Annotated in this window: 21 protein-coding genes; 15 read left to right on the top strand and 6 right to left on the bottom strand. The window is 64.6% G+C overall.

The window, feature by feature from the left end; genetic code table 11:
- Nucleotides 1-138: 138 nt before the first annotated feature.
- From D3D02_RS11945 to D3D02_RS11920, 6 genes are all read left to right on the top strand, one after another.
- Nucleotides 139-915 (top strand): IclR family transcriptional regulator, encoded by a 777-nt coding sequence (locus tag D3D02_RS11945; protein ID WP_199723079.1) that lies wholly within the window; start codon nt 139-141, stop codon nt 913-915.
- A gap of 223 nt (nt 916-1,138) precedes the next feature.
- Nucleotides 1,139-3,085 carry a 3-hydroxyacyl-CoA dehydrogenase/enoyl-CoA hydratase family protein gene (locus tag D3D02_RS11940; protein WP_199723087.1) on the top strand — a complete coding sequence of 649 codons (1,947 nt, stop codon included), beginning with the start codon at nt 1,139-1,141 and terminating at the stop codon, nt 3,083-3,085.
- A 1-nt stretch (nt 3,086) separates the two neighbouring features.
- On the top strand, nt 3,087-4,280 hold the full coding sequence (locus D3D02_RS11935; RefSeq protein ID WP_121570220.1) for a beta-ketoacyl synthase N-terminal-like domain-containing protein: 1,194 nt from the start codon (nt 3,087-3,089) through the stop codon (nt 4,278-4,280).
- A complete protein-coding gene (locus D3D02_RS11930) occupies nt 4,277-4,777 on the top strand; it encodes a Zn-ribbon domain-containing OB-fold protein (protein WP_121570219.1) in 501 nt (166 codons plus the stop codon). Before D3D02_RS11935 ends, D3D02_RS11930 begins: the two co-directional genes overlap by 4 nt.
- Nucleotides 4,774-6,399, top strand: coding sequence for a long-chain fatty acid--CoA ligase (locus D3D02_RS11925; protein ID WP_121570218.1), 1,626 nt, complete (start codon nt 4,774-4,776; stop codon nt 6,397-6,399). Before D3D02_RS11930 ends, D3D02_RS11925 begins: the two co-directional genes overlap by 4 nt.
- Before the next feature lie 52 nt (nt 6,400-6,451).
- Nucleotides 6,452-7,603: an acyl-CoA dehydrogenase family protein gene (locus D3D02_RS11920; protein WP_121570217.1), complete on the top strand. Its 1,152-nt coding sequence runs from the start codon at nt 6,452-6,454 to the stop codon at nt 7,601-7,603.
- A gap of 168 nt (nt 7,604-7,771) precedes the next feature.
- Here D3D02_RS11920 and D3D02_RS11915 read toward each other — a convergent pair whose 3' ends face one another.
- Together D3D02_RS11915 and D3D02_RS11910 are read right to left on the bottom strand one after the other, a co-directional pair.
- Nucleotides 7,772-9,019 carry an FAD-dependent monooxygenase gene (locus tag D3D02_RS11915; protein WP_121570216.1) on the bottom strand — a complete coding sequence of 416 codons (1,248 nt, stop codon included), beginning with the start codon at nt 9,017-9,019 and terminating at the stop codon, nt 7,772-7,774.
- A gap of 147 nt (nt 9,020-9,166) precedes the next feature.
- The gene (locus D3D02_RS11910; RefSeq protein WP_121570215.1) at nt 9,167-9,490 is read right to left on the bottom strand and encodes a hypothetical protein; all 324 of its coding nucleotides are present in this window, start codon (nt 9,488-9,490) and stop codon (nt 9,167-9,169) included.
- Nucleotides 9,491-9,632: 142 nt separating this feature from the next.
- Here D3D02_RS11910 and D3D02_RS11905 point away from each other — a divergent pair, with 142 nt between their 5' ends.
- On the top strand, nt 9,633-10,076 hold the full coding sequence (locus tag D3D02_RS11905; protein WP_121570214.1) for a MaoC family dehydratase: 444 nt from the start codon (nt 9,633-9,635) through the stop codon (nt 10,074-10,076).
- A 140-nt stretch (nt 10,077-10,216) separates the two neighbouring features.
- The gene (locus tag D3D02_RS11900) at nt 10,217-11,572 is read left to right on the top strand and encodes a methyl-accepting chemotaxis protein (protein ID WP_121570213.1); all 1,356 of its coding nucleotides are present in this window, start codon (nt 10,217-10,219) and stop codon (nt 11,570-11,572) included.
- 68 nt (nt 11,573-11,640) lie between these two features.
- Here D3D02_RS11900 and D3D02_RS11895 read toward each other — a convergent pair whose 3' ends face one another.
- Nucleotides 11,641-12,048: a universal stress protein gene (locus D3D02_RS11895; RefSeq protein ID WP_121570212.1), complete on the bottom strand. Its 408-nt coding sequence runs from the start codon at nt 12,046-12,048 to the stop codon at nt 11,641-11,643.
- 202 nt (nt 12,049-12,250) lie between these two features.
- On the opposite strand from D3D02_RS11895, the gene D3D02_RS11890 reads away from it, so the two are divergent.
- The gene (locus D3D02_RS11890; protein ID WP_121570211.1) at nt 12,251-12,763 is read left to right on the top strand and encodes a gamma carbonic anhydrase family protein; all 513 of its coding nucleotides are present in this window, start codon (nt 12,251-12,253) and stop codon (nt 12,761-12,763) included.
- Between the two features lie 286 nt (nt 12,764-13,049).
- Entirely contained in the window at nt 13,050-13,817 is a 768-nt protein-coding gene (locus tag D3D02_RS11885) for an IclR family transcriptional regulator (RefSeq protein ID WP_121570210.1), read from the top strand.
- 14 nt (nt 13,818-13,831) lie between these two features.
- Here D3D02_RS11885 and D3D02_RS11880 read toward each other — a convergent pair whose 3' ends face one another.
- Entirely contained in the window at nt 13,832-14,740 is a 909-nt protein-coding gene (locus D3D02_RS11880; RefSeq protein ID WP_121570209.1) for a prenyltransferase, read from the bottom strand.
- Nucleotides 14,741-14,946: 206 nt separating this feature from the next.
- Between D3D02_RS11880 and D3D02_RS11875 the strand changes: the two genes are divergently transcribed.
- A complete protein-coding gene (locus D3D02_RS11875; protein ID WP_121570208.1) occupies nt 14,947-16,500 on the top strand; it encodes a class I adenylate-forming enzyme family protein in 1,554 nt (517 codons plus the stop codon).
- An 89-nt stretch (nt 16,501-16,589) separates the two neighbouring features.
- On the opposite strand, the gene D3D02_RS11870 is transcribed toward D3D02_RS11875, so the two are convergent.
- Nucleotides 16,590-17,999 carry an SLC13 family permease gene (locus D3D02_RS11870; protein WP_199723078.1) on the bottom strand — a complete coding sequence of 470 codons (1,410 nt, stop codon included), beginning with the start codon at nt 17,997-17,999 and terminating at the stop codon, nt 16,590-16,592.
- 127 nt (nt 18,000-18,126) lie between these two features.
- Between D3D02_RS11870 and D3D02_RS11865 the strand changes: the two genes are divergently transcribed.
- Entirely contained in the window at nt 18,127-18,762 is a 636-nt protein-coding gene (locus D3D02_RS11865; protein WP_199723077.1) for an MBL fold metallo-hydrolase, read from the top strand.
- A 113-nt stretch (nt 18,763-18,875) separates the two neighbouring features.
- Here the strand turns inward: D3D02_RS11865 and D3D02_RS11860 are convergent, their stop codons facing one another.
- Nucleotides 18,876-19,625, bottom strand: a complete 750-nt coding sequence (locus D3D02_RS11860) for an ABC transporter ATP-binding protein (protein WP_121570207.1) — start codon at nt 19,623-19,625, stop codon at nt 18,876-18,878.
- A gap of 186 nt (nt 19,626-19,811) precedes the next feature.
- On the opposite strand from D3D02_RS11860, the gene D3D02_RS11855 reads away from it, so the two are divergent.
- Genes D3D02_RS11855 through D3D02_RS11845 form a run of 3 tightly spaced genes read left to right on the top strand, consistent with a single transcriptional unit; the run spans nt 19,812 to nt 22,337 of the window.
- Nucleotides 19,812-21,236, top strand: coding sequence for a CoA-binding protein (locus D3D02_RS11855; RefSeq protein ID WP_121570349.1), 1,425 nt, complete (start codon nt 19,812-19,814; stop codon nt 21,234-21,236).
- The gene (locus tag D3D02_RS11850) at nt 21,229-21,936 is read left to right on the top strand and encodes an acetate--CoA ligase family protein (protein WP_121570206.1); all 708 of its coding nucleotides are present in this window, start codon (nt 21,229-21,231) and stop codon (nt 21,934-21,936) included. Before D3D02_RS11855 ends, D3D02_RS11850 begins: the two co-directional genes overlap by 8 nt.
- Complete coding sequence (locus D3D02_RS11845; RefSeq protein WP_121570205.1) at nt 21,936-22,337, top strand: thioesterase family protein; 402 nt, start codon at nt 21,936-21,938, stop codon at nt 22,335-22,337. The genes D3D02_RS11850 and D3D02_RS11845 overlap by 1 nt, the downstream gene beginning before the upstream one ends.
- Nucleotides 22,338-22,379 lie beyond the last annotated feature (42 nt).

Below are 22,379 nucleotides of genomic sequence, written 5' to 3'. Positions count from 1 at the left end.
CGGGCCACACTGTCTGTTAGTCCTGTCTTAGTACGCGAAAAGGAACGTCCACACAACGGTTTCGCCGCAAGAGTAGCTCCTCTGATTCGACCGACATACTGTTCGAAATAACCGATGTCTTTAGGTCCGTCGAGTCTGATGCTCGACGTAAGAATGACCGACGACACGCCACCGCTGAAGACGGTCCAACGAGCGTTCGAGATAATGGAAGTACTCAAAGAGGAGAAACAGGTCGGGGTCGCCGAGCTGGCACGACGACTCGATCTCCCGAAGAGCACCGTCCACGACTACCTGCGGACGCTGCGAACGATGGGCTACGTGGTCAACGACGACGGTACCTACCGGCTCGGATTCCAACTGCTCGAACTGGGTGGCCAGGTGAAGTACCGGAATCGGCTATTTCACGTCGCTAAACCCGAACTCGAACGTCTGGTGGAAAAGACCGGAGAACAGGCCAGCGTCAACGTCGAAGAGCGGGGCGAATTCGTCATTCTCCATACGGAGTTCGGATCCGACTCCCTCCAACTGGGAATCTATCCCGGATTCCGGACACCGATTCACACGCACGCGGGCGGCAAAGCCATTCTGGCCCACCTCGGCGAGGACGCCATAGAGCGTATCGTCGAGACGCACGGGTTGCCGGCGCAGACCGCGAACTCGATCACCGATCCCGAGGAACTGACCGCCGAACTCGAAGCGGTCCGCGAGCAGGGATACAGCATCGACCGTGACGAGCAGGTCGTCGGGATGGGCGCGGTGGCGGCACCCGTCCGCGTCGAGGACCGCGTTCTCGGTTCGGTCGGGATCGTCTGTCCGAGCGATCGGCTCCTCGACGACGAGCAACGAGACGAGTTCGTCAGGGAGGTCCAGAAGTCTGCGAACATCGTCTCGGTCAACTACCAATACGCGCCCTGAAAGCGTCCGAATATATCGTACGAAGACGAAACAGTACATCCCGCACAAGGTTGGTGTCACTCGCGAACACGCGCGACTGGAGGGCCGTCTTACGACTCCAGTCACCTATTACCGTACGAGATCGGCATACCCTTATCGGCGTACCGATTTCGCCGGCCACTGTTTCCACATTATACTGCAAACCTCCGATAAATTAATTATGGTAGCTCCGAACTATCACCCGATGGACGAAGCAATCGAGAACGTCGCGGTTCTCGGAGCCGGCAATATGGGCCACGGAATCACCGAAGTGGCCGCAATTGCGGGCTACGAGGTCGTGATGCGCGATATCGAAGAAGAACTCGTAGAGGACGGATACGAGCAGATCGAGTGGAGTCTCGGCAAACTCGCAGAGAAAAATCAGATCGAAGAGGACGCAGACACCGTCCTCGATCGGATTTCGACGACGGTCGATCTGGAGGCGGCGGTCGCCGATGCCGACCTCGTGATCGAGGCCGCGCCCGAGGATCTCGACATCAAGCGCGACGTCTTCGCGGACGTGGACGCCGCCACAGGGGCGGAGACGATTATGGCGACGAACACGTCGAGTCTCCGCGTCAGCGACATCGCGATGGCCACTGACCGACCCGAGTACGTCTGCGGGATGCACTTTTTCAATCCCCCGGTCAAGATGGACCTCGTCGAAGTCGTCTCCGGCGAACAGACGCGAACGGACGTCGTCGACGCGGGCATCGAGTTCGTCGAGTCGCTCGAGAAGACGCCGATCCGGGTCCGCAAGGACGTCCCCCAGTTCGTCGTCAACAACGTGCTGACGCCGCTGATGGGCGAAGCTGCGTTTATGCTCGACGAGGGCGACGTCGAGATCCAAGACGTCGACGCCGCGATGGTCTTCCAGCGCGGGTACCCGATGGGACCGTTCGAGCTCAACGACTTCGGCGGCCTCGACATCTTCACCCACACCCGCGACCAGTGGGATATGCCCGTCCCGGATTCGATCCGGTCCCGGGTCGAAGACGACGACCTCGGGCGGAAGACCGGCAAGGGCTTCTACGACTACGAGGACAGTGAGGGCGTCAACTACGAGCCCACAGACGGCGAGGGCGTCGACACGCTCCGAATCGAGGCCCGGATGATCAACGAAGCGGCGAAGCTGATCGGTGACGACGTCGCCGACCCCGAGGACATCGACATCGGAATGCGTCTCGGCGGCGGCCTCCCCGAAGGGACCTGCCGGACCGCGGACAAACTCGGGCTCGATCGAGTGGTGGAAAAACTCCGCGACCTCCACGAGCGGACCGACGCGGAGCGCTACGAGCCGGCCGAGTACCTCGTCGAGTTGGTCGAGAACGGCCACACCGGCGAGGACGCCGGGCGGGGCTTCTACGACTACAGCGACGGCGGCCCCTACCACTACGTGAGCCACGAACTGACCGACGAGGGCGTCCTCAACGTCGTCTTCGACCGCGAGGAGCGACTCAACGCCTTCTCGACGGATATGTTCGACGAGGTCAAGCGCCTGCTCGACACCGTCGACGACGAGGCGGTGAGCTGTGTCGTCTTCGAGGGCGCGGGCGACCGCGCGTTCAGTGCCGGCGCGGACATCACCGGCTTCACGACGGCCGAGCCGACGGAACTGGCCACCGTCGACGAGACCGTCGAAGCGATCTACGACTATCCGCGACCGACGATCGCGAAGATCGACGGCTTCTGTCTCGGTGCGGGGCTGGAGATCACCCTCGCGTGCGACCTCCGCTATGCGACCGAAGGCTCCACGCTCGGCAGCCCCGAGATCGACCTCGGGTTGATTCCCGGCGGCGGCGGTACCCAGCGGCTCGTCCGCCTCATCGGCGAACCGCGGACGAAAGAGTTGGTCTACCGCGGGATGCAGATCTCAGCCGAGCGGGCCGCAGACTGGGGCATTCTCAACCGCGTCCTCGACGAGGGCGAGTTCGAGGAGACGCTCGACGACGTCGTCTCCGACCTCGCGAACGGCCCCCAGACCGCGCTCGAAGTGGCAAAGCGCGTCATCACCGAAGGACAGAACGCGAGCCTCAAGACTGGAATCGCGATGGAGAGCCAAGCCTTCGGACTGCTCGCGACCACGGACGATATGCTCGAAGGCGTCGCGGCGTTCAACCAGGATCGAGAGCCGGACTTCGGAGGTGACTGAGATGACGCGAAACGTCGGCATCGTCGGCGGCGGCCACGCGAAGTGGGGCGTCCGCGAGGCGAGCTACAAGGACCTGATCCAAGAGGCCGGCAAGGCGACGTTCGATGACGTCCCGGACGTGGGGCCGAAAGACATCGAAGGCCTGTTCGTCGGCTCCGTCCAGCCAGAACGGTTCGCGTTCCAGACGCACGTCGCGCCGATGGTGGCGGAACTCCTCGGCGTCGACGTCGACAGTATGATCGCGCGGACCGAACTCGCCTGTGCGAGCGGGCAGGCCGCGCTGCGCTACGCCTGGCTGGCGATCGCGTCCGGGCAACTCGACACCGCGCTCGTCCTCGGCGTCGAGAAGATGAACCTCCCGCGAGAGCATATGGCCGAGACACAGGCCAGTATGACGAACGTGATGGACCGGGAGTTCGACGGCGTCAACGGACTGAACGCGCCGCCGTACTTCGCGATGATCGCCCAGCGGCATATGCACGAGTACGACACCACGCGCGAACAGATGGCGCGCGTCAGCGCGAAGAACAAGAGCCACGCCGCCCACAACGAGTTCGCTCACTATCAAAAGGAGATCTCTGTCGACGACGTCGTCGACTCCTTCGAGTTGTCGCCGCCGCTGTGTCTGTACGACTGCAGCGGCGTCACCGACGGCGCGGCCGGGCTGATCCTGATGAGCGAGGAGAAAGCCCGAGAGGTGACAGACGAGGCCGCCTGGATCACGGGCAGCGGTCAGGCGTGTATGGCGAGCAACTCGATCAACAATCTCCCGTCGATGTCGGCGTGGCCGCAGGCGACGACCGCGGCCGAGCAGGCCTACGAACAGGCCGGGATCGACGACCCGCTCGCCGAACTCGACGTCGCGGAGGTCCACGACTGCTTCACGATCAGCGAGATCATCGAGTACGAGGACCTCGGCTGGGTCGAGAAGGGCGAGGGCGGACAGTTCATCGAGGACGGCCGCAGCGAACTCGACGGCGACATCGGCGTCAATCCGCGCGGCGGACTGCTCGGGTGCGGGCATCCGTTGGGCGCGACCGGCGTCTCACAGGCGCTGGAAATTTTCAATCAGTTCCGCGGAACAGTCGAAGACGAACGACAGGTGCCAGACCCAGAGACCGGACTCATCCACAACCTCAGCGGCAGCGCCTCAGTGCACAGCGTGATGACGCTCGCGCGAGGGCGACCACAATGAGCGACGAAACCCACAACGACCACGAGACGGACAGAGACGTCGTCGAGATTCCGAAGACGATCGAGCTACCGCGACTGCTCGACTTCTACGAGCTACAGGACGAGGCCCATACGGAGATCCACGAGTTCTACGACAACCTCCGCGACGGGCAGTTGACGACGACGCAGTGTCGGGACTGCGGCGACCTGCAGTTCCCGCCCCGGATCGTCTGTCCGGAGTGTCAGAGCGACGACCTCGAATACGTGGACCTGCCGCACGAGGGGACGCTGTTCGCGTTCTCGACGCTTCGCGCGGGCGCGCCGACCGGGATGGAAGACGACGTGCCGTTCGTCGTCGGCGTCGTCGACCTCGGGGACGTGCGCCTGTCGGCCCGCATCGACGACGCGGCGTACGACGACCTCGAGATCGGCGATTCCGTGCAGCTGAAGATCGTCGACATCGACGGCCCGACCGACCAGGACCGAGTGTTCTACCGATTCGAGCCACGAGAGCAATGAAGGATTACGAGCTCACGATCACGAAGTTCCTGCAACGCGCGGTCGATCTCTTCGACCACAAAGAGATCGTCTCGAAGCTCTCAGACGGCTCGCTCCACCGCTACACCTACGCGGACGCCTACGAGCGCATCTGCCAGCTCGCGCACGCACTCGACGACTACGGCCTCGACCTCGGCGACCGCGTGTCGGTGATGGCGGTCAACCACTACCGTCACTACGAACTGTACTTCGGCCCCTCCTGCAGCGGTCGGAGCATCCACACGACGAACCACCGCCTGCCGGAACACCACCTCGTCGAGATCATCAACGAGGCCGAGGACAAGATGCTGTTCGTCGACCCCGCGTTCCTCGATACAGTCGAGGCCATCGCCGACGACCTCGAAACCGTCGAGCAGTACGTCGTCATCGACGACGAGGTGCCCGAGACCTCGCTGGAATCGGTCGTCGACTACGAGTCGTTCATCGCGGGCTACGACACCGAGTACGACTGGCCCGAACTCGACGAAGAGCGCGAGTTCGCGCTGTGTTACACCTCGGGAACGACGGGCCTCCCGAAGGGCGTCCAGTACCGCCACCGGCGGATGTTCCTGCACACGCTGGTCCACGGCCACGTCGACGTCTTCGGCGTCGGCGAGAACGACACGGTGATGCCGGTCGTGCCGATGTTCCACGTCAACGGCTGGGGATTCCCGTACTCGGCGACGTTCTACGGGTCGAAGCTCGTCTTACCGGGCCAACACACCGGGCCACAGGACGTCGCCGACCTCATCGACGCCGAGGACGTGACGGCTGCGGCCGCGGTCCCGACGATCTGGATCGAGATGGACAGTTACCTCGAATCCGTCGCGGGCGAACCGCTCGACAGCTTAGACCGCGTGCTGACAGGCGGGAGCGCCCCGCCGGCGTCGCTGATGCAGAAGTACGAGGAGGTGTACGAGGCGCCTATCTACCAGGGCTACGGGATGACCGAGGCCTCGCCGCACCTGGCGAACACCTTCGAGACGACGGAGATGCAGGACCTTCCGGAGGAGAAGCGCTACGAACTCAAGCGAAAGGCTGGGATCCCCGCACCGGGCGCGCGCATCCGCCTGCGGACGCAGGACGGCGATCCCGTTCCGCACGACGGGGAGACGCCGGGCGAGATCCACGCGCGCTCGCCGTGGCTTACCGACGGCTACTTCGAGCGCCCCGACGCGAACGCGAATTCGTTCACCGACGACGGGTGGTTCAAGACCGGCGACGTCGGCACGATCGACGAGTACGGCTACCTCGACATCGTCGACCGCATCGACGACGCGATCAAGAGCGGCGGCGAGTGGATCTCCTCGGTCGAGCTCGAGAATTCGCTCATCGACGCCGACGGCGTCGCCGAGGCGGCCGTCGTCAGCGTGCCGCACGAGAAGTGGCAGGAACGGCCGGTCGCGTTCGTCGTGACCGAAGACCCAGCGGTCGACGAGGAGTCCCTGCGGGACCACCTGCTCGACACGTTCCCGAAGTGGTGGCTCCCGGACGTCTTCCGGTTCGTCGACGAGATTCCCAAGACCACGACGCACAAGTTCAACAAGAAGGACCTTCGCGAGCAGTTCATCGAGACAGAGGGTGAACTCCCGCTCGACGAGTGATCGAAAGCACACGAAAATATATTACGAATATCAAACACCACAACACAAAGATATGAAATCCGATATACTCACAGATGCCGTCGTCCCCGAGGACGCACACGACGTGAAAGCGCAGGCTCGCTCGTTCGCGAACGAACACATCCGCCCCGTCGCGGCCGACTACTTCGAGTCGGGATCGTACCCGGTCGACGTCGTCGAGGCCGGACGCGACGCCGAACTCGTCGCCCAGGAGATCGACCCCGCCTACGGCGGACTCGGACGTTCGCTCCCGGAAGTCGTCGCGACCGCCGAGGAGTTCTTCCGGGCGGACGCCGGGATCGGACTCGCGCTGATGGGCCAGAGCTTCGGCACCAACATTATGGAAGCGTTCGGCAGCGAAGAGAAGAAAGAGACGTACCTCAGACCTATCGCCGAGTACGAACAGCGGACCGGGATGGCGATCTCCGAACCCGACACCGGCAGCGACCTCGCCGGGATGGAGACCACCGCTCACCGCGACGGCGACGAGTGGGTCATCAACGGCGAGAAGTACTGGATCGGGAACGGAATCTCGGGCGATTGGATCACCGTCTACGTCCGCACCGAGGACACCGACGACCGACACGGCAACCACTCGCTCTTGATCGTTCCGACCGACGCCGAGGGGTACGAGGCCGAGCACATCCCCGAGAAGATGGGGATGCGCGCCTCCGAGCAGGCTCACATCACGTTCGACGGCTGCCGCGTGCCCGCGGAGAACCTCATCGGCGAACGCGGCGATGGCTTCCGGATGGTCGCGGAGTTCTTCAACCACGGGCGCGTCCGCGTCGCCGCCCAGGGGATCGGACTCGCCGCGGCCGCCATCGAAGAGGCGTGGGACTACGTCCACGACCGCGAGGAGTTCGGTCGCAGCGTCTCGGACTTCCAGTCGGTCCAGCACGATCTCGCGGAGATGCGGATGGAGTTCGAGAGCGCCCGGGCGCTGCTCTGGCGAGCCGTCGAACACGTGATGGCAGGCGACGACGCCGAGCGGTGGGCCGCGATGGCGAAAGCCAAGGCCACTGAGGTCGCCGCCGAGTGCGCCGAAACGGGGATGAAGCTCCACGGTGGACAGGGCCTCCTCGACGAGAACCGCATCGCTCGCGTCTATCGCGACGCGAGGATGCCGATGATCTACGAGGGCGTCGGCGCGATTCAGCGCGACCTCATCTACCGGAACTACTGAGGGGAGCCGTCGGATCGGCTTCACTCGTCTCTTTTGGACACATAGTAGACAGACGACAGATCGCGACCCGAGTTACCGTCTACACGAGACGGACCTGCGGAGCTGCGCTCCTCGCCGCCGGGTCAGAAACGAACGGCGGATCTCGACCGCCGATGTGACGCGGGCGATTCAGTAGTTGCCGCGGCCGGTCGAGGCGATCGGCGGCGGGGTGTGCGGACCGTACGGCGCGTCGTCGAGGTACTCGCCGGCCGGCTCGAAGTAATCTGCGAGCGACGCCGCGGCCTCCTTGCGGAGCACGGTGACGGGCGTGTCGCCCTGGAGGTAATCGAGCGCCTGACCGGCGGCCTCGATGTTGTACTCGGCCGCGCGCTCTCGACGGGCGGCGTAGAGTTCGACCTCGTCGCGAGCGACGGCGTCGTTCGAGCGCGTCGCGACGGCGACGGCCGAGGCGGCCTCGTCGGCGTCGGCGACGCAGGAGTTCATCCCGCGGGCGCCGAACGGCGCGAGCAGGTGTGCGGCCTCACCAGCGAGCAGGACGCGGCGGTTCTCGTCGATGAACGTGTCGGCCTGGACCTGCAGGAACTTGTACGTCGAGGTCCACTGGATGTTGTCCTTGTAGTCCTCGCCCATAATCTCGCCGACGAACTCCCGCATCTGCTCGTCGCTGGAGATCTCCTCGGGGTCGTCGTCGCCGAGACACTGGATGTCGAGCCGCCAGCCGCCGGTGAACGGCACGAGCATCACGTTGCGGCCGTCGGCGTTGGGGGAGTCGTAGTGGAACAGGCGCTCGAACGGGATCGGCTCCTCTTCGATCGTGTTTTCGTCGAGCGTCTCGACGTCGACGATGATGAAGGAGTTCTCGGACTGCTCGCCCTCGAACTCGGCACCGATCTCCTTGCGGACCTGCGAGCCACCACCGTCGGCACCGATCAGGTACGGCGTCTCCCACTCCTGGCCGTCTGCGGTCTCGACGTGCACGCCGTCGGGCGTCGATTCGACGCTCTCGACGCCGGCATCCCAGTGGATGTCGATGCCGACTTCGTCGAGAGCTTCGTGCATATATTCCTCGGTGACGACCTGCGGCAGGCTCGTGAAGTGCGGGATCTCGCCGTCGCCGCCGGGGTTGTCGTAGGTGCGTCGGAAGACGGTCTTGCCGCGCCACATCGTGTGGCGAGTCGGCCAGACGAGGCCTTCCTCGACGAGGTCCGTTCCAAGTCCGGGGTGGATCCGTTCGAGCGTCCGGAGCGTCGATCCGTGAACGTAGATCGCGCGGCTGCCGGCGCGGTCACGATCTTCGGAGTCCGCCTCGATGATCGCTGCGGGCACGCCGCGGGCGTGAAGCGCGAGGGCCGCAGTCATTCCGGTGGGTCCGGCACCGGCGATCAACACTGGCTGGTCGGCATCGTTTGAACTCATCGTGTCTATGCATCTGTTACCACACGTACCTCATAATCGTTGTGGTTGACTCGGGCGGAGACGGCCGAACACGGCCGTTTTTGTTGGATTCAGCGGACGCTGTCGGCGTGAAAATGGCGTCGCGATCCGCGCCGCCGGCCAGCGTGGTTAGTTCAGACCGAGCTTCTCGGCGACCCAGTGGTCGCGCACGGCGAACACCATCTCTTCCTCGTCGTCGAAGTCGGTGGTCTCGGCGACGAACTCGTCCCACTCGCCGTCGGGCACCAGTTCGAGGTCGTCCGCCGACGTCGCGTCGGAGGGACTCGCTGCGACCATCTCGTCGAAGGTGTCGAAGTCGGTGTTCTCCTGCATAAAGTCCTCGTCGAACAGCTCTTCGATCGGGATCTCCTCGTCCTTCGAGACGATCTCTCGCGGGTCCGGCAGGTCCTCAGCCTCCTCAGCAGCCTCTTCGAGGTCGAACTGTTGCGCCATACCACACCGTTCGGACTACCCCACGTAAACCTTTGCGGTACGCTGCTGCACATCCGCCGCTGCAACGCAGTTCGCGCTCGGCCCCGCCCTATCCCGTTCCGGGCGTCGAAGGGTTTTCGACGTGGGCGAGCGTGCGAAGAATATGCGGTACTACGAGGACGTCGAGGTCGGTTCGATGGCGACGTTCGGCGGCTACGACGTGACGGCAGCAGAGATCAAGGAGTTCGCCGAAAAGTACGACCCACAGCCGTTTCATACGGACGAGGAGGCCGCCGCGGACTCGGTCTTCGGGGAACTCGTCGCCTCGGGATGGCACACGATGGCGATGTGTATGCGACTGCTCACGGAGGATCCCGACCCGCTGGCGGCGCTGGCCGGCGTCGGTGCCGACAACATCCGCTGGCGCGAGCCGGTTGCACCGGGTGACCGACTGCACCTCCACACCGAAATCATCGACAAACGTCCGGCCTCGGAACACGACGACCGAGGCTACGTCACGACGCACTTCGAGGGGCTGAACCAAGAGGACGACGTCGTCGTCAGCTACGAGGCCACTGCGCTCGTCAAGCGGCGGTGTTACGAGTAGCGTCTGCGCTGTCGTGCCACCGCAGAAACGAGTCCCGTTCGAGTACTACCCTCTCGCGGCGTTCCCCTGGGCCAGATACGAATATCAGCTGTGAAAACTGTGCGAATCAGTTAAATAGTGACACGGATACGCACCTCGCAATGACACAATCACCCCCGATCGAGACAGCCTCTCTCGCTCCGGACGTCCCGGACGACTACACCGAGGCCGAGCGGTATCGCGCCGAACGTGATTACTGGCGACACCTCTTCGACGAACTCGCCGCCGAGTTCCCCGAGCCGGTGCTCGTCGTCGACGACGATGGCCGACTGACCCACTGGAACGACGAGCACGCGGAGTTTATGGGTCTCCCTCCTGAGGAAGTGCTCGGGCGACCCGCAAACGAAATCATCGGCACTGAGAGCACGACAGAAACGCTCGCTGAGGAGGTCGCTCGTACCGGCGAAACCGTCCGCGAGTCAGAGATCAGGTCTGGGACCAACGAGGAGGGAGAGGAGTGGCACGTCCGCGCGACCGGCATCCCGCTGTCAGCTCCCGACGGCGACGTCGTCGGCGCGTTCGAGGTCGTGAGCCGCGTGACGGACATCGTCGAACAGCGCAAGTCGATGGAGCACGTCCAGAAACAGGTCAGTGAGGACCTCGACGACACCGTCGGCGAACTCGAAGCGGCGTCCTCACAGGTCACGGCGAACGTCGACGTGATCGCCGACGTCGCCGAACAGGAAGCGGCACACGTCAGAGAGGTCGACGACGACATCCAGACGTTCAGCGCCACCACCGAGGAAGTCGCCGCCAGCGTCGAGACGATCAGTTCCCAGAGTTCCGAGACGGCCGATCTCGCGACCGAGTCCGAGGAGTCGACCGAGGAACTGCTACGGACCGTCGAAGATGTCGCCGACGCGAGTGACCGAATGGCGGACGACGCTGCGAACCTCGCCGAGCGCGTCGAAGAGATCGACGACGTCGTCGCCGTGATCGACGACATCGCGGATCAGATCAACATCCTCGCGCTGAACGCGTCGATCGAAGCGGCCCGTGCCGGCGAAGCGGGCGACGGATTCGCCGTCGTCGCGGACGAAGTGAAGTCGCTCGCGGCCGAGTCGAAGACCGAAGCCGATCGGATCGAAGGGCTCGTCGAGTCGATCGCGGCGATCGCGACCGACACGATCGACGGCATCGAACAGACCACAGCACGGGTCGACGAAATCGAACGCCAGATCGAGACGGTCAACGAGAACCAACGGGAGATCCAGTCGGCGATCGCGGACGTCTCAGAGCAGTTAGAGCAGATCGCGACCGCGACCGACGAGCAGGCGACGAGCGCCGAAGACATCTCTGCGATGCTCGGCACCACGGTCGAAGGTGTCGAACGGATCGCCGACGAAGTCGCCGAACTCGCGGCGGCGAACCAACAACAGACCGAACAGGTCGCAGAGATCCGTCGGAGCGTCGAGGCGCTCGAACGGAACCTCGACTCGGCGATCGGCGACCAGTAACGACGGTCGGTCGTCGGATATCTCGGACGAGCGGCGAGCAGAACGGGGTCGAACGGCCCTGCGCCGAGTTACTCTTCGTCTTCCTCTTCGCTTCCGCAGACGAGCACGGGTTTGTGTGTCCCGAGAATCACGTCCTGCGTCACGCTGCCGAAGAGGGCTTTCCCCGCCGGCGAGCGCTTTCGACCGCCGACGCAGATCTGATCCACGTCGTACTCCGCTGCGTACTCCAGAATCTCTTCGGAGGGCGACCCGCTCGCTTCGAGCAGTTCGACGTCGACGCCGAGGGCTTCGAGTCGGTCTTGGGCTTCGCGGACCGCTTCGACCTGCTGGACTGACGCGCCTTCTGGATTGTCGCTGAAGACGTGCAGGATGAACACTTCCGCGCCGCTGGCCGTCTCGACCATATCTTCGATCGCGTTCGTCTGTGCGTGCGCCTGCGGGATGTCGTCGTCGAGTGCGAGTAGTACTCGAACCATACCCTCTCTGCATCGGCCACCTACTTATATTTCGGCGGTGAGTTCGGTGATTCCCCGCTTCGGATCCGACGACCGTACCGCACTCTCCCGAACGCTGTTCGACGTGATCGAAATTTGTTCCGGATAACGGGACGGCAGAGCGGACACCGTACGTCACCGGACGCCACCTGGGTTTATACTCACGGATCTGGGTAGCAGACGTATGCAACGAGCGTTCGAGGGGTCCGAACCCGATGTCGCAGACAGCGCCTTCGTCTCCGAGATGGCGTATCTCGTGGGCGACGTCGCCGTCGACGAGCGAGCGAGCATCTGGCCGTACGTCTGCTTGCGTGGCCACGGGACGATGGTCGACGTGGGGAAAGAGACGAACGTCCAGGAGTTCACGACGCTTCACGGCGCGTCGCTAGGCGACAACGTGACCGTCGGCCACGGGGCCGTCGTCGACTACGCCGACGTCGAGGATCACTCGCTGATCGGGATGCAGAGCGCGGTGATGGGTGGTGCGACCGTCGAAGATCACTGTATCGTCGCCGCCAACGCAGTCGTACTGCAAGATCAGACCATTCCCTCTGGACACTTGGCGTACGGCACGCCCGCGGAAACGCGTCCTCTCACCGACTCACAACTGGCGCAGATCGAGGAGACGAACGAGACGTACGTCGAACTGGCTGCACGGTTCCGCGACGCCGGGTTAGGGCGAGACGCCTCGCCCTGATCTGTTCGATGCTGTCGAACAAACTGCTGTCCCTTAACACGGGATTGTTTGTCGTGCAACGAGTGAACATAGCTGAACTGTCGAATTTCGCGCGCTCGATCGAGAATCTCGTTCGGAAATCTCGAACACGCTCGTGGTAACACCCGTACGGTTGTTATGTTCGCTGCTGTACTGCTTCTGTGTTCGATGCCATCGAATAATTACTCTGCCTACCGGTGAAATTGTGGTGAAGTACCGACTGCCACGTACACGACAAATACTTGTCTATCGTCCAGTGAGAGTTAGTATGGAGCAGGGACCGAGCGAAGGACGAGGGATCAAGTCCGACGAGACGTTATTCGACATCGTCGAACACATCCAAGATCTCGACGGTGCCGGAGTCACCGAACTGGCTGCGGGGCTCGATATCGCCAAGAGCACGGTTCACGGTCACCTGACGACGCTGCGGGACCGTGGCCTGGTCGTCAAACGAGGCCAACAGTACCACCTCGGGCTGAAGTTCTTCGAGTACGGGCAGTACGTCCGCAGCCAACTCGACATCTTCCAGTCGGGGATGTTCGCCGTCGACCGACTCGAAGCGGAGACTGGCGAGATGTCGTGGCTCATCACCCATCAGAACGGCAAAGCGATCTACGTCTACGGCCGCGGCGGCGACAACGACATCGACGTCAACACGATTCTGGGCACGCAGGTCCATATGCACTTCAACTCCGGCGGGAAAGCGATCCTCGCGCACCTGCCGGACGAGGAAGTCGAACGGATCGTCGACGAGCACGGGCTCCCTGCACGCACGGAGAACACGATCACCGATCGGGAGCGTCTCTACGACGAACTCGAACAGATCCGCGAGCAGGGCTACGCACTCAACCTCAGTGAGGACCTCGAGGGGATCCAGGCGATCGGCGTTCCGCTGATGGTCAACGGCGAGATACAGGGCGCGCTGAGCGTCGCCGGGCCCGCCCACCGGATGTCGAAAGAGCGGTGTGAGGGCGAGATTCTCGATCACCTGCGAGCGGCGACCGACGAGATCGACCTGACGCTCGCATATCGCTGAGTGTCGTTCCGACCCTAGGAGCCGGAGCGCACTTCGAGCGCCCGCTGCAAGAGGTCGAGGCCCGCACACTCGCCGCCGCACGCCGACAGAAACAGGAGCACGGCGAAGACGTACGTGAGTGCCATCTGGATCTGGACGGCGCGCTCGTCGGTCGCGAGCGCCGTCGCCGCGAGACACCCGACTGGGACGGCCGCAGCGGCGAACGCGAACGTCGGAACGAGTGCGACCACACCGGCGACGCCAGCGGCCCCGAACCCAGCAGTGAGGAGCGCAGTCCCGCCGAAGACGCCGAACGCGATTCTGTCAGCGTTCGCGGCCCCGTACGCGACGGGGATCGTCCGCTTGTCGATGGTGCTATCGAACGCCGCGTCGAGGCGGTCGATCCCGATCTTGATGCCGGAGAGCAACGCGCCGAAGGCGGCTGCGACGGCGACGACCGCCACGGCGACGCCGCCGGTCTGCGTCGCGGAGCCGCCAACGAGCGCGATACCAATCCCGAACGGATAGTCCACTGTCACCGTCAGCGGGTGTCGATCGAGGTATGGCGCGTGCAACAGTGCGAGCGCGAGCAGCGCGATGGCGGAGGCCGCGGCGATCACGCCTCCAACGACCAGCAGTATCGCGGCGAGCGCGAGGACGACGGCGGCGCCGACGCCGATGCTCCAGCGAAACCCTGCGACGGAGAGCAGCGGCGTTTCCTCGCCACGTTGGTGGCCGTCGACGAGTCCGTCCCGAAGGTGTGCGACGAACAGCGCGAGGCCGACAGTCACGGCGTGGAGCACGGCGAGGACGAGATCGAACGACGACGCGGGAGCGAGCGCGGCACCGTAGACGGACATCCCGATTGCGGGGAGCATAAACGTCGGTCGGACGTACGCGAGCAGGCGGCCGAGCGCGCCGAAGTCCTCCCACGTCGGTGCCATACGCGCCGATTCCGTGCCGTCGGTGATAAGTGCGACGCGTCGTCTTGGCGTCCCTGCGGGGCCGATATCGCACGTCGTCCGCCGCAAACAATACTGTATACAGCCCGTATCGAGCCGTCTCGGCGGCTGAAACGTGCAAATGCTGGTGTGGGACAATCAAAACAATTAATGTCGCGGTAGGCTTGGTGGTTTCTAACAGACCTACTATGAGACTTGGTGACGCCCTCGAACGGACGGTCCGCTGTTATCCCGACAAACTCGCCCTCGTGACCGACGACGGCCGTTCGTTCACGTACGCCGAACTGGACGAGCGGAGCACGCGGCTGGCGAACGCGCTCACAGAACGGGTCGGTACCGAGCGGTGCGCCGTGCTCGCAATCAATCACGTGTCAGCGATCGAGGCGATGCTGGCCGGCAACAAACGGGGCGTCGCGACGGCGCAACTCTCCTATCGGGCGACCGTCGGCGAACTGGAACGGATGTCCGAGACCGCGGCGGCGGAAGCGCTCCTCTTCGACGACGCCAACGCCGACGACGCGCTGGAACTCCTCGACCGTGGCGCGTTCGACGTCGCCATCCACGCCGGCGACCGGGACGTCGACCACGAGAACGTCGAATCCTACGAGGCGGTCCTCGCCGACACCGACGCCGATCTCGACGCGTCGCTCCCGGCGGGTGATGAGTGTGCCGTCCTGTACACGAGCGGGACGACGAGCGTCCCGAAAGCCGTCTCGTTCGACCAAGAAAAGCTCTGGTACGGTGCGATCCAGGTGATAATGGAGCACGGCATCGACGAGACCGACGTCGCGCTGTGTACCTCGCCGTGGTACCATATGGTCACGACCGACGCGTGGCTCTATCCGCACTTCGTCGCGGGCGCGACCGTCGTCCTGCACTCGGCGTTCGACCCCGAAGAAGCGCTCGAACTCATCGACGACCACGACGTGACCGGCCTGCTGGCCGTCCCCACACAGCTCAAAGCTCTCAACGGCATCCAGCGCGAGGGCGGCGAGCCCTACGACACCGACTCGTTGTCGTACATCCGCACCGGCGGATCGATCGTCACCGACGACCTCATCGAGGAGACTCACGAGTACCTCAGCGAGCACGTGTACAACACCTACGGGATGACGGAAGCCGGACCGGACCTGACGTTCGCGCACCCGGAAGTTCAGGCGGAGCACCCGGGGACGATCGGCAAGGAGTCGTTCTCCTGGGAGATCCGCGTCGTCGAGTCCGTCTCGCTCGCCGAGGATCCCGACCCCGAGGCGACAGTCGATGCTGGCGAACGCGGCGAGATCATCGCCCGTGGTCCGGGGATGTCGGACGGCTACATCGACAACCCCGACGCCGACGAGAAGACGTACTTCGACGGGTGGCTCCGGACGCGGGACGTCGCCCGCGTCGACGAGGAGGGCTACCTCTACATCGTCGACCGCGTCGACAATATGATCGTCAGCGGCGGCGAGAACGTCTACCCCGCCGAGGTCGAACGCGTCCTCGGCAATCACCCGGACGTCGAGGAGGCGTGCGTGTTCGGTCGGGACGACGACCAGTGGGGCGAGGTCGTCACGGCCGTCGTGGTCGTCGCAGAGGGAGCGGACGTCTCAGACGAGGATCTCGACCAGTACTGTCTGCAGCACGACGGCCTGGCGGACTTCAAGCGTCCCCGCGAGTACGCGATCACCCACGATACGCTCCCGCGGACGGATACGGGGACAATTATGCGCGAGCAGTTGGTCGAAAAGCACTTCTCCTAACGCGAGCTTTCAGCCACGAAGATCCGGCTGCAGCGACTGTGCTTTTCTGGGCCGAAGCGCTGCCGACCCCGAGCGGAATCGGCGGAGATTCAAAAGAAGAGTACGAACAGCGCGATCTGGATCGGGACCAAGAACACGAGCGTCGCGATCGTACAGACGCTCGCCATCCGGCTCAGTTCGACCGAGTCGACGACGCCGAGACCGAGGATCGCGACGAGGACGGCCGACTGGTACGGGAAGAAGTAGGCGTTCAGTGCCACGCTCTCGATCATCGCGACCGGAACGAGCGGCACACCGGCACTGTTCGCGAACGTGACGAAAATGGGCGTGATGACGCTCGCGACGGCCATCCCCTCCATCACGAACGCCAGGAGCATTGAGACCGCCACGACGAAGACGAGCACGAGCGGCAGCGACGGGTCCGCGGGGAGATACGACAGCAGCGTCTCCGCGGCGAGGTCGGTGAAGTTCGTCCGCTGGAGGCCTTCGGCGATGGCGAAGATCGCGCCGAGGAAAAAGAGGATCGAGAAGTCCGTCTCGCCGATCGCCTCGTGGTCGATGACGCCGATCCGGGGGGTGAACGAGAGCAGCGCGACCACGACCGCGCCGAAGAGCGGGTGCAGGCCGTGAACGAAGTCTGTCGCCCAGATCGCGACACCGACGAGCAGGAACGCGAGCATTCGGCGCTCACGCGAGGAGAGCCCTTTCGATCCGCGCTGTCCGAGCGATGCTATCGCCTCGCGGTCACTGGGTCGATACAGCAGATACGTGACGGCGACGACGACGACGACGCGCCCGACCCCCATTATAGGTCCCATCCACAGCGTCCACTGGGTCCAACTGATCGCCGGGCCGCCGCCGGACTCGACGAGTCCCGTGACGATGATGTTCGGGAGCGCTCCGGTCAGAATCCCCGAGGCGCCGTAGTACGTCGCAAAGAGCGGGCCGAGGAAGATGCCGATCTTAGCGCCGCGCTCTTCGAACATATCGCCCATCGAGCTGAGGATCGGTGCAAGAATGAGTACCCGGACGAGCGAGGAGGGGACGAGCACCGCGAGAGCGAGGCTCCCGACCGAGAGGACGACGAGCAGATACCGGTAGACGGCGACCGCGTCGGTGGCGATGCGATCGGGCATCCACGACAGCGCCGTCCGCTCGACGAGTTCTGCCAGACCGCTCGCGCTCGCGGCTTCGCCGATCAGCAGGCCGACGACGACGAGCCACGTCGCCGGCGAGCGAAAGCCCGTCAGCGCGAGTTCCGTCGAGAAGCCGACGCCGATCAGGCCGATGCCGAGCAGCGCGGTGAACCACGGGTCGACCGGCGAGCCAATCCACAGCACGACACAGAAGAGCGTGATCGCGAGCATCCGCGCGGCGTCGGGCGCCAACGGCGCGAACTGGACGACGCTGCCCGCCGCGAGGAGGCCCGCCGGGAGAGCGAGCCAGGCCGCATCGACCGGGAGCGTCTCGGATGCCCGAGCCGAAATTCCATCAGACATACGTATTCGTTGTCACTCGTGTCACCGTGGACCACAATGAGATTGTCGATGCGCTCGCCGCCGCACAGTCACCACTGACCCCGTCGCCGGTGTACGTTTATCAAGGACGGTGGCGTATGCAGAGACGATGACAGAAGCGCGAGACATCACAGAGATCGCACCGGACGTGTACGACATCACCGTGAAGATCGCCGACGACGCGCGCTGGCGCGTCTTCCTCTTCGACGGCGAGACGCCAACGCTCGTCGACGCCGGCTTCGAGGACACCGTCGACGTCGTCGCTGGCGCCGCCGAAGAACTGGGTATCACGCCCGAGCGGGTCGTCATCACGCACGGTGATCCCGACCACGTGGGCGGTCTCGCCGGCCTCGTCGCGCGCTTCGACCTCGAAACGTGGGTTCCTGAGGGCGTCGAGGTCGACGTCGACGTGGATCACCGCTTCGGCGACGGTGACCCCGTCGGGCCGTTCACTGCTGTGTCCGTCGCCGGGCACGCGACGGGCCACCACTCGCTGGTCGACGAGTCGCGTGGGATCGCCGTCATTGGGGACGCGCTGTTCGGATCGGACGCCCGCGGGCTCCCGGCCGGCTACTTCGTCCTGCCGACGGCGTACTACTCCGAAGACCTCGCGACCGCCGACGCGGAACTGTCGAACCTCCTCGAATACGATTTCGACGTCGGCCTCGTCTTTCACGGATCGAGCGTGACCGAGGACGCGAGCGAAAAGATCGCGGCGTTCGTCGACTTCGCCGGCAAGCGGTAGTCGCGGGCGACGGACGCGGCTGTCGTTGGATGCAACGCCGTCCGTTTCGGAACTGAAAACGAGGGAGAACGAAGCGAAACAGCGACCGCGCACAGCGGTTGCGATAACCCCGATCAGTCGCCAGCGACCGCGTCGGAGAGGTCCTTGCCGGCGTGTTCGCCGAGGTAGGCCTCGATGACCTGGTCGTCGTTTTGAATCTCTTCGGGCGTGCCTTCGGCGATGAGTTTCCCGTTGTCCAGCACCATCACGCGTTCGCTGACGGTCATCAGCGCGCGCATCACGTGGTCGATGAGGAAGACGGTCTTGCCCTCGTCGATGATGTCGCCGACGAGGTCGATGATGCCTTCGGTCTCCTCGGGGTCGAGCCCGCCGGCGACCTCGTCGAAGAGGACGATCTCGGGGTCAGTCGCGAGCACGCGGGCAATTTCGAGGCGTTTGAGCTGACCGACGCTGAGTTCGCCCGGATCGGCGTGCATCTGCTCTTCGAGGCCGACGAACTCGAGCATCTCGGCCGCCCGCCCGCGCGTGTCGTCGAACTCGCGGCCACCGAACTCGGCGCCGACAGCGACGTTCTCCAGGAGCGAGAGGCTCTCGAAGGGGCGAACGATCTGGTGGGTCTTCGCGAGTCCGCGGTGACAGATCTCGTATTGGGTCTTGCCCGTGATGTCTTCCCCGTCGAAGAACACCTGTCCCTCCGTCGGCGGATGGACTCCCGAGATCGTTCGGAACAGCGTACTCTTTCCTGCTCCGTTCGGCCCAATGAGGCCGACTGCCTCTCCCCGATCGACAGTGAAGGAGACGTCCTCGATGGCGACGACCCCGCCGAACTTCTTCGTCAGCCCTCGTCCTTCCAACAACGTCATTATCGATCGGTATCCTATCCACGCAGATAAACTTACGGAATGTGCAAGCAGGTCACATTGCGGAAGACACGTCGGCCGGATGCCCGGTTGCTTGCTCGCTGACGGTTCGCTCGTCAACGAGTCGGACAGTCGCCGACTGTGAACAGTAGGGAAAACGCTTTGATGGTGTTGAGTATATGTGCGAGCGTGACTCTAACACAGATGTTCGAACCCTCGGCGGTCGCCGTCGTCGGCGCCTCGAAGGTCGAGGGAAAGATCGGGTACGAAGCGATGGCGAACGCCGCCCTATTCGACGGACCGGTGTATCCGGTGAACCCCTCAGCGTCGGGCGAGCTGTTCGGCTCGGAGTTCGTCTCGTCAGTGACCGACATCGACGGCGAGGTGGATCTCGCGCTCTGCTGTGTCCCGGGGCCGGCCGTCCCGGACGTGCTCGAAGAGTGCGGTGAGGCGGGCGTCGGCGCGGTCGTCCTCTATTCGAGCGGCTTCGCCGAAGCGGGCGACGAAGGCGAGGAGCTACAGGAGACGATCGTCGAAATCGCCGATGAACACGGTATCTCGCTACTCGGGCCGAACACCAGCGGCTTCCTGGTGCCCGCGCGGAACCTCCGCTGTTCGTTCGCCAGCGGCGTCGAGGAGATCCCGGCCGGAAACACCGCGATCCTCGCGCAGAGCGGTGGCGTCGCGCATACGCTCGCGTACCAGTCGCGACGCCAGGGCCGCGGCATCTCGGCGATGGTCGGACTCGGGAACCGCGCCAACGTCGGCTTCGCCGAGACGATCGAGTACTTCGACGGGGACGAGAACACGGACGCCATCGTCCTGCACGTTGAGGGGACCGACGACGGTCGGGGGCTCCTCGAAGCCTGCCGCGCGAGCGACACGCCGGTCATCGCCTACAAGGTCGGTCAATCCGACGTGGGCGACTTCGCCGAGTCCCACACGGGCGCGCTCACGGGCGATCACGAACTCTACACCGCGGGCTTCGCGCAGTACGGCACGCCGACGGTCGACGCCACCGACGACCTGATGGACGCGGCCGCGGCGCTGGGCGACTGTCCGACGCCGGACGGACCGAACGTCGGTGTCGTCACCGCGCAGGCCGGTCCGGGGATCATCATCACCGATCGGATCCAGCGCGCCGGCGGCCGGCTGCCGAAGCTCTCGGAATCGACCCAAGAGCGCGTCGACGAGATCCTGCCGGGCGTGACCTACGCCGACAACCCAGTCGACACCGGTCGGCCGATGCCCGAGTTCGGCGAGATCGTGACGGCCGTCGCCGAGGACGACCGCATCGACATCGTGCTCGTCTACGAACTGTTCGAGGAGGCGCTGGGCCTCCCGGTCGAGGACCTCGACGGGCTCGCCGAGCGGGTCGGCAAGCCGGTCCTGTTCGCGACCGAGGGAATCGAGGAGACGCTCGCCGAGGAGCGCGAGGCGCTCGAAGCCGCGGGCGTCCCGACGTTCGCGACGCCCGAGCGCGCCGCCGACGCCGCGGGCACGCTGGCTCGCTACGCGCAACTCCAGACGGGACAGCCGGCGACTGACGGTGGGACCGGGACCACGCCCACTGTAGGCGACGCCGCCGAACAGGAGGTGAGCGCCGATGAGTGAGGAGACGCCGGCGCCCATCGCGGCCGCACGCGACGATGGCCGTCACACGCTGACCGAGGCCGAGGGGAAGGAACTCCTCGCGTCGGCCGGCATCGACACGCCCTCGTTCGCGGTGTGTGCCGACGCCGACGCCGCCGTCGACGCGGCCGAGGACATCGGCTACCCGGTCGTCGTAAAGGTCTCCTCGCCCGCGGTCACGCACAAGAGCGACTGGGCCGGCGGCATCGGTGTCGCGGTCGGACTCGACTCGGCTGACGCGGTTCGCGGTGCCGCGGACGAGATCCTCACGACCGCAGACGAGCGCGGGATCGACGCCGACGTCCTCGTCGAGGAGGCGATGGACCTCGACCGCGGCACGGAAGTGATCGTCGGCGGTATCCGCGATCCCTCCTTTGGGCCGGTCGTACTCACGGGGCTCGGAGGCGTGTTCACGGAGATATTCGAGGACACGAGCCACCGGATCGCCCCGATCGACCGCGCCGAGGCCCGCTCGGCGATCGAGGAACTCCAGTCCCTGCCGCTACTCGAAGGGTACAGGGGAAGCGAGCCGGCGGACGTCGACGCGCTCGCGGATGCGATCGCTACCGTCGGCGACCTCGTCACCGAGCACCCGATCGCCGAACTGGACGTCAATCCCGTCCTGGCGACAACCGATGGAGTGATAGCACTCGACGCGCTCGTCGTACTGGAGGATCACTAATGTTCGAACGTATCTGGACTGTCCGGTTCTCGGACACCGATCCCTTCGGCATCGCCCACTATCCGCGTATCGTGGACGCGCTCCACGAGACGTCGGATATGTTTATGCAGGAGATCGGCTACCCCTTCTGGGAGCTCTCGCAGGAGCACGACTTCGGGCTGCCGCTGGTCGAGATGAACTTCGAGTTCAGAAACCCCATCAACGCCGGCGACGACGTCCGAGTCACGCTGACGCCGGACGTCGGAACCCGCAGCGTTCGCTTCAACTACGAGGCCTACGTCGATGACACGCTCGCGTTCGAGGGCTACGAACAGCGAGTCTGTGCGGAGGTCGGCGGCGGGAGCGCGATCGAACTGCCCGCGGATCTCAGAGAATCGCTCCTCGAATACGCCGACGACTGATACTGTCGGCTGTAACCCAGCGGTCGCGTGTGTGCAGCTGGC

The organism is Halobellus sp. Atlit-38R, assembly GCF_003665925.1.
GTDB lineage: Archaea > Halobacteriota > Halobacteria > Halobacteriales > Haloferacaceae > Haloquadratum > Haloquadratum inordinatus.
The sequence above is the reverse complement of the archived record's forward strand: the minus strand, read 5'-3'. Positions and strand labels throughout refer to the sequence as shown.

Coding starts and splice junctions, on each gene's coding strand:
- D3D02_RS11865 (WP_199723077.1), top strand. CDS start 18,127: ATGACAGAAGCGCGAGACATCACAGAGATCGCACCGGACGTGTACGAC.
- D3D02_RS11935 (WP_121570220.1), top strand. CDS start 3,087: ATGACGCGAAACGTCGGCATCGTCGGCGGCGGCCACGCGAAGTGGGGC.
- D3D02_RS11880 (WP_121570209.1), bottom strand. CDS start 14,740: ATGGCACCGACGTGGGAGGACTTCGGCGCGCTCGGCCGCCTGCTCGCG.
- D3D02_RS11895 (WP_121570212.1), bottom strand. CDS start 12,048: ATGGTTCGAGTACTACTCGCACTCGACGACGACATCCCGCAGGCGCAC.
- D3D02_RS11875 (WP_121570208.1), top strand. CDS start 14,947: ATGAGACTTGGTGACGCCCTCGAACGGACGGTCCGCTGTTATCCCGAC.
- D3D02_RS11920 (WP_121570217.1), top strand. CDS start 6,452: ATGAAATCCGATATACTCACAGATGCCGTCGTCCCCGAGGACGCACAC.
- D3D02_RS11915 (WP_121570216.1), bottom strand. CDS start 9,019: ATGAGTTCAAACGATGCCGACCAGCCAGTGTTGATCGCCGGTGCCGGA.
- D3D02_RS11910 (WP_121570215.1), bottom strand. CDS start 9,490: ATGGCGCAACAGTTCGACCTCGAAGAGGCTGCTGAGGAGGCTGAGGAC.
- D3D02_RS11945 (WP_199723079.1), top strand. CDS start 139: ATGCTCGACGTAAGAATGACCGACGACACGCCACCGCTGAAGACGGTC.
- D3D02_RS11885 (WP_121570210.1), top strand. CDS start 13,050: ATGGAGCAGGGACCGAGCGAAGGACGAGGGATCAAGTCCGACGAGACG.
- D3D02_RS11940 (WP_199723087.1), top strand. CDS start 1,139: ATGGACGAAGCAATCGAGAACGTCGCGGTTCTCGGAGCCGGCAATATG.
- D3D02_RS11905 (WP_121570214.1), top strand. CDS start 9,633: ATGCGGTACTACGAGGACGTCGAGGTCGGTTCGATGGCGACGTTCGGC.
- D3D02_RS11925 (WP_121570218.1), top strand. CDS start 4,774: ATGAAGGATTACGAGCTCACGATCACGAAGTTCCTGCAACGCGCGGTC.
- D3D02_RS11870 (WP_199723078.1), bottom strand. CDS start 17,999: ATGTCTGATGGAATTTCGGCTCGGGCATCCGAGACGCTCCCGGTCGAT.
- D3D02_RS11860 (WP_121570207.1), bottom strand. CDS start 19,625: ATGACGTTGTTGGAAGGACGAGGGCTGACGAAGAAGTTCGGCGGGGTC.
- D3D02_RS11845 (WP_121570205.1), top strand. CDS start 21,936: ATGTTCGAACGTATCTGGACTGTCCGGTTCTCGGACACCGATCCCTTC.
- D3D02_RS11900 (WP_121570213.1), top strand. CDS start 10,217: ATGACACAATCACCCCCGATCGAGACAGCCTCTCTCGCTCCGGACGTC.
- D3D02_RS11930 (WP_121570219.1), top strand. CDS start 4,277: ATGAGCGACGAAACCCACAACGACCACGAGACGGACAGAGACGTCGTC.
- D3D02_RS11890 (WP_121570211.1), top strand. CDS start 12,251: ATGCAACGAGCGTTCGAGGGGTCCGAACCCGATGTCGCAGACAGCGCC.
- D3D02_RS11850 (WP_121570206.1), top strand. CDS start 21,229: ATGAGTGAGGAGACGCCGGCGCCCATCGCGGCCGCACGCGACGATGGC.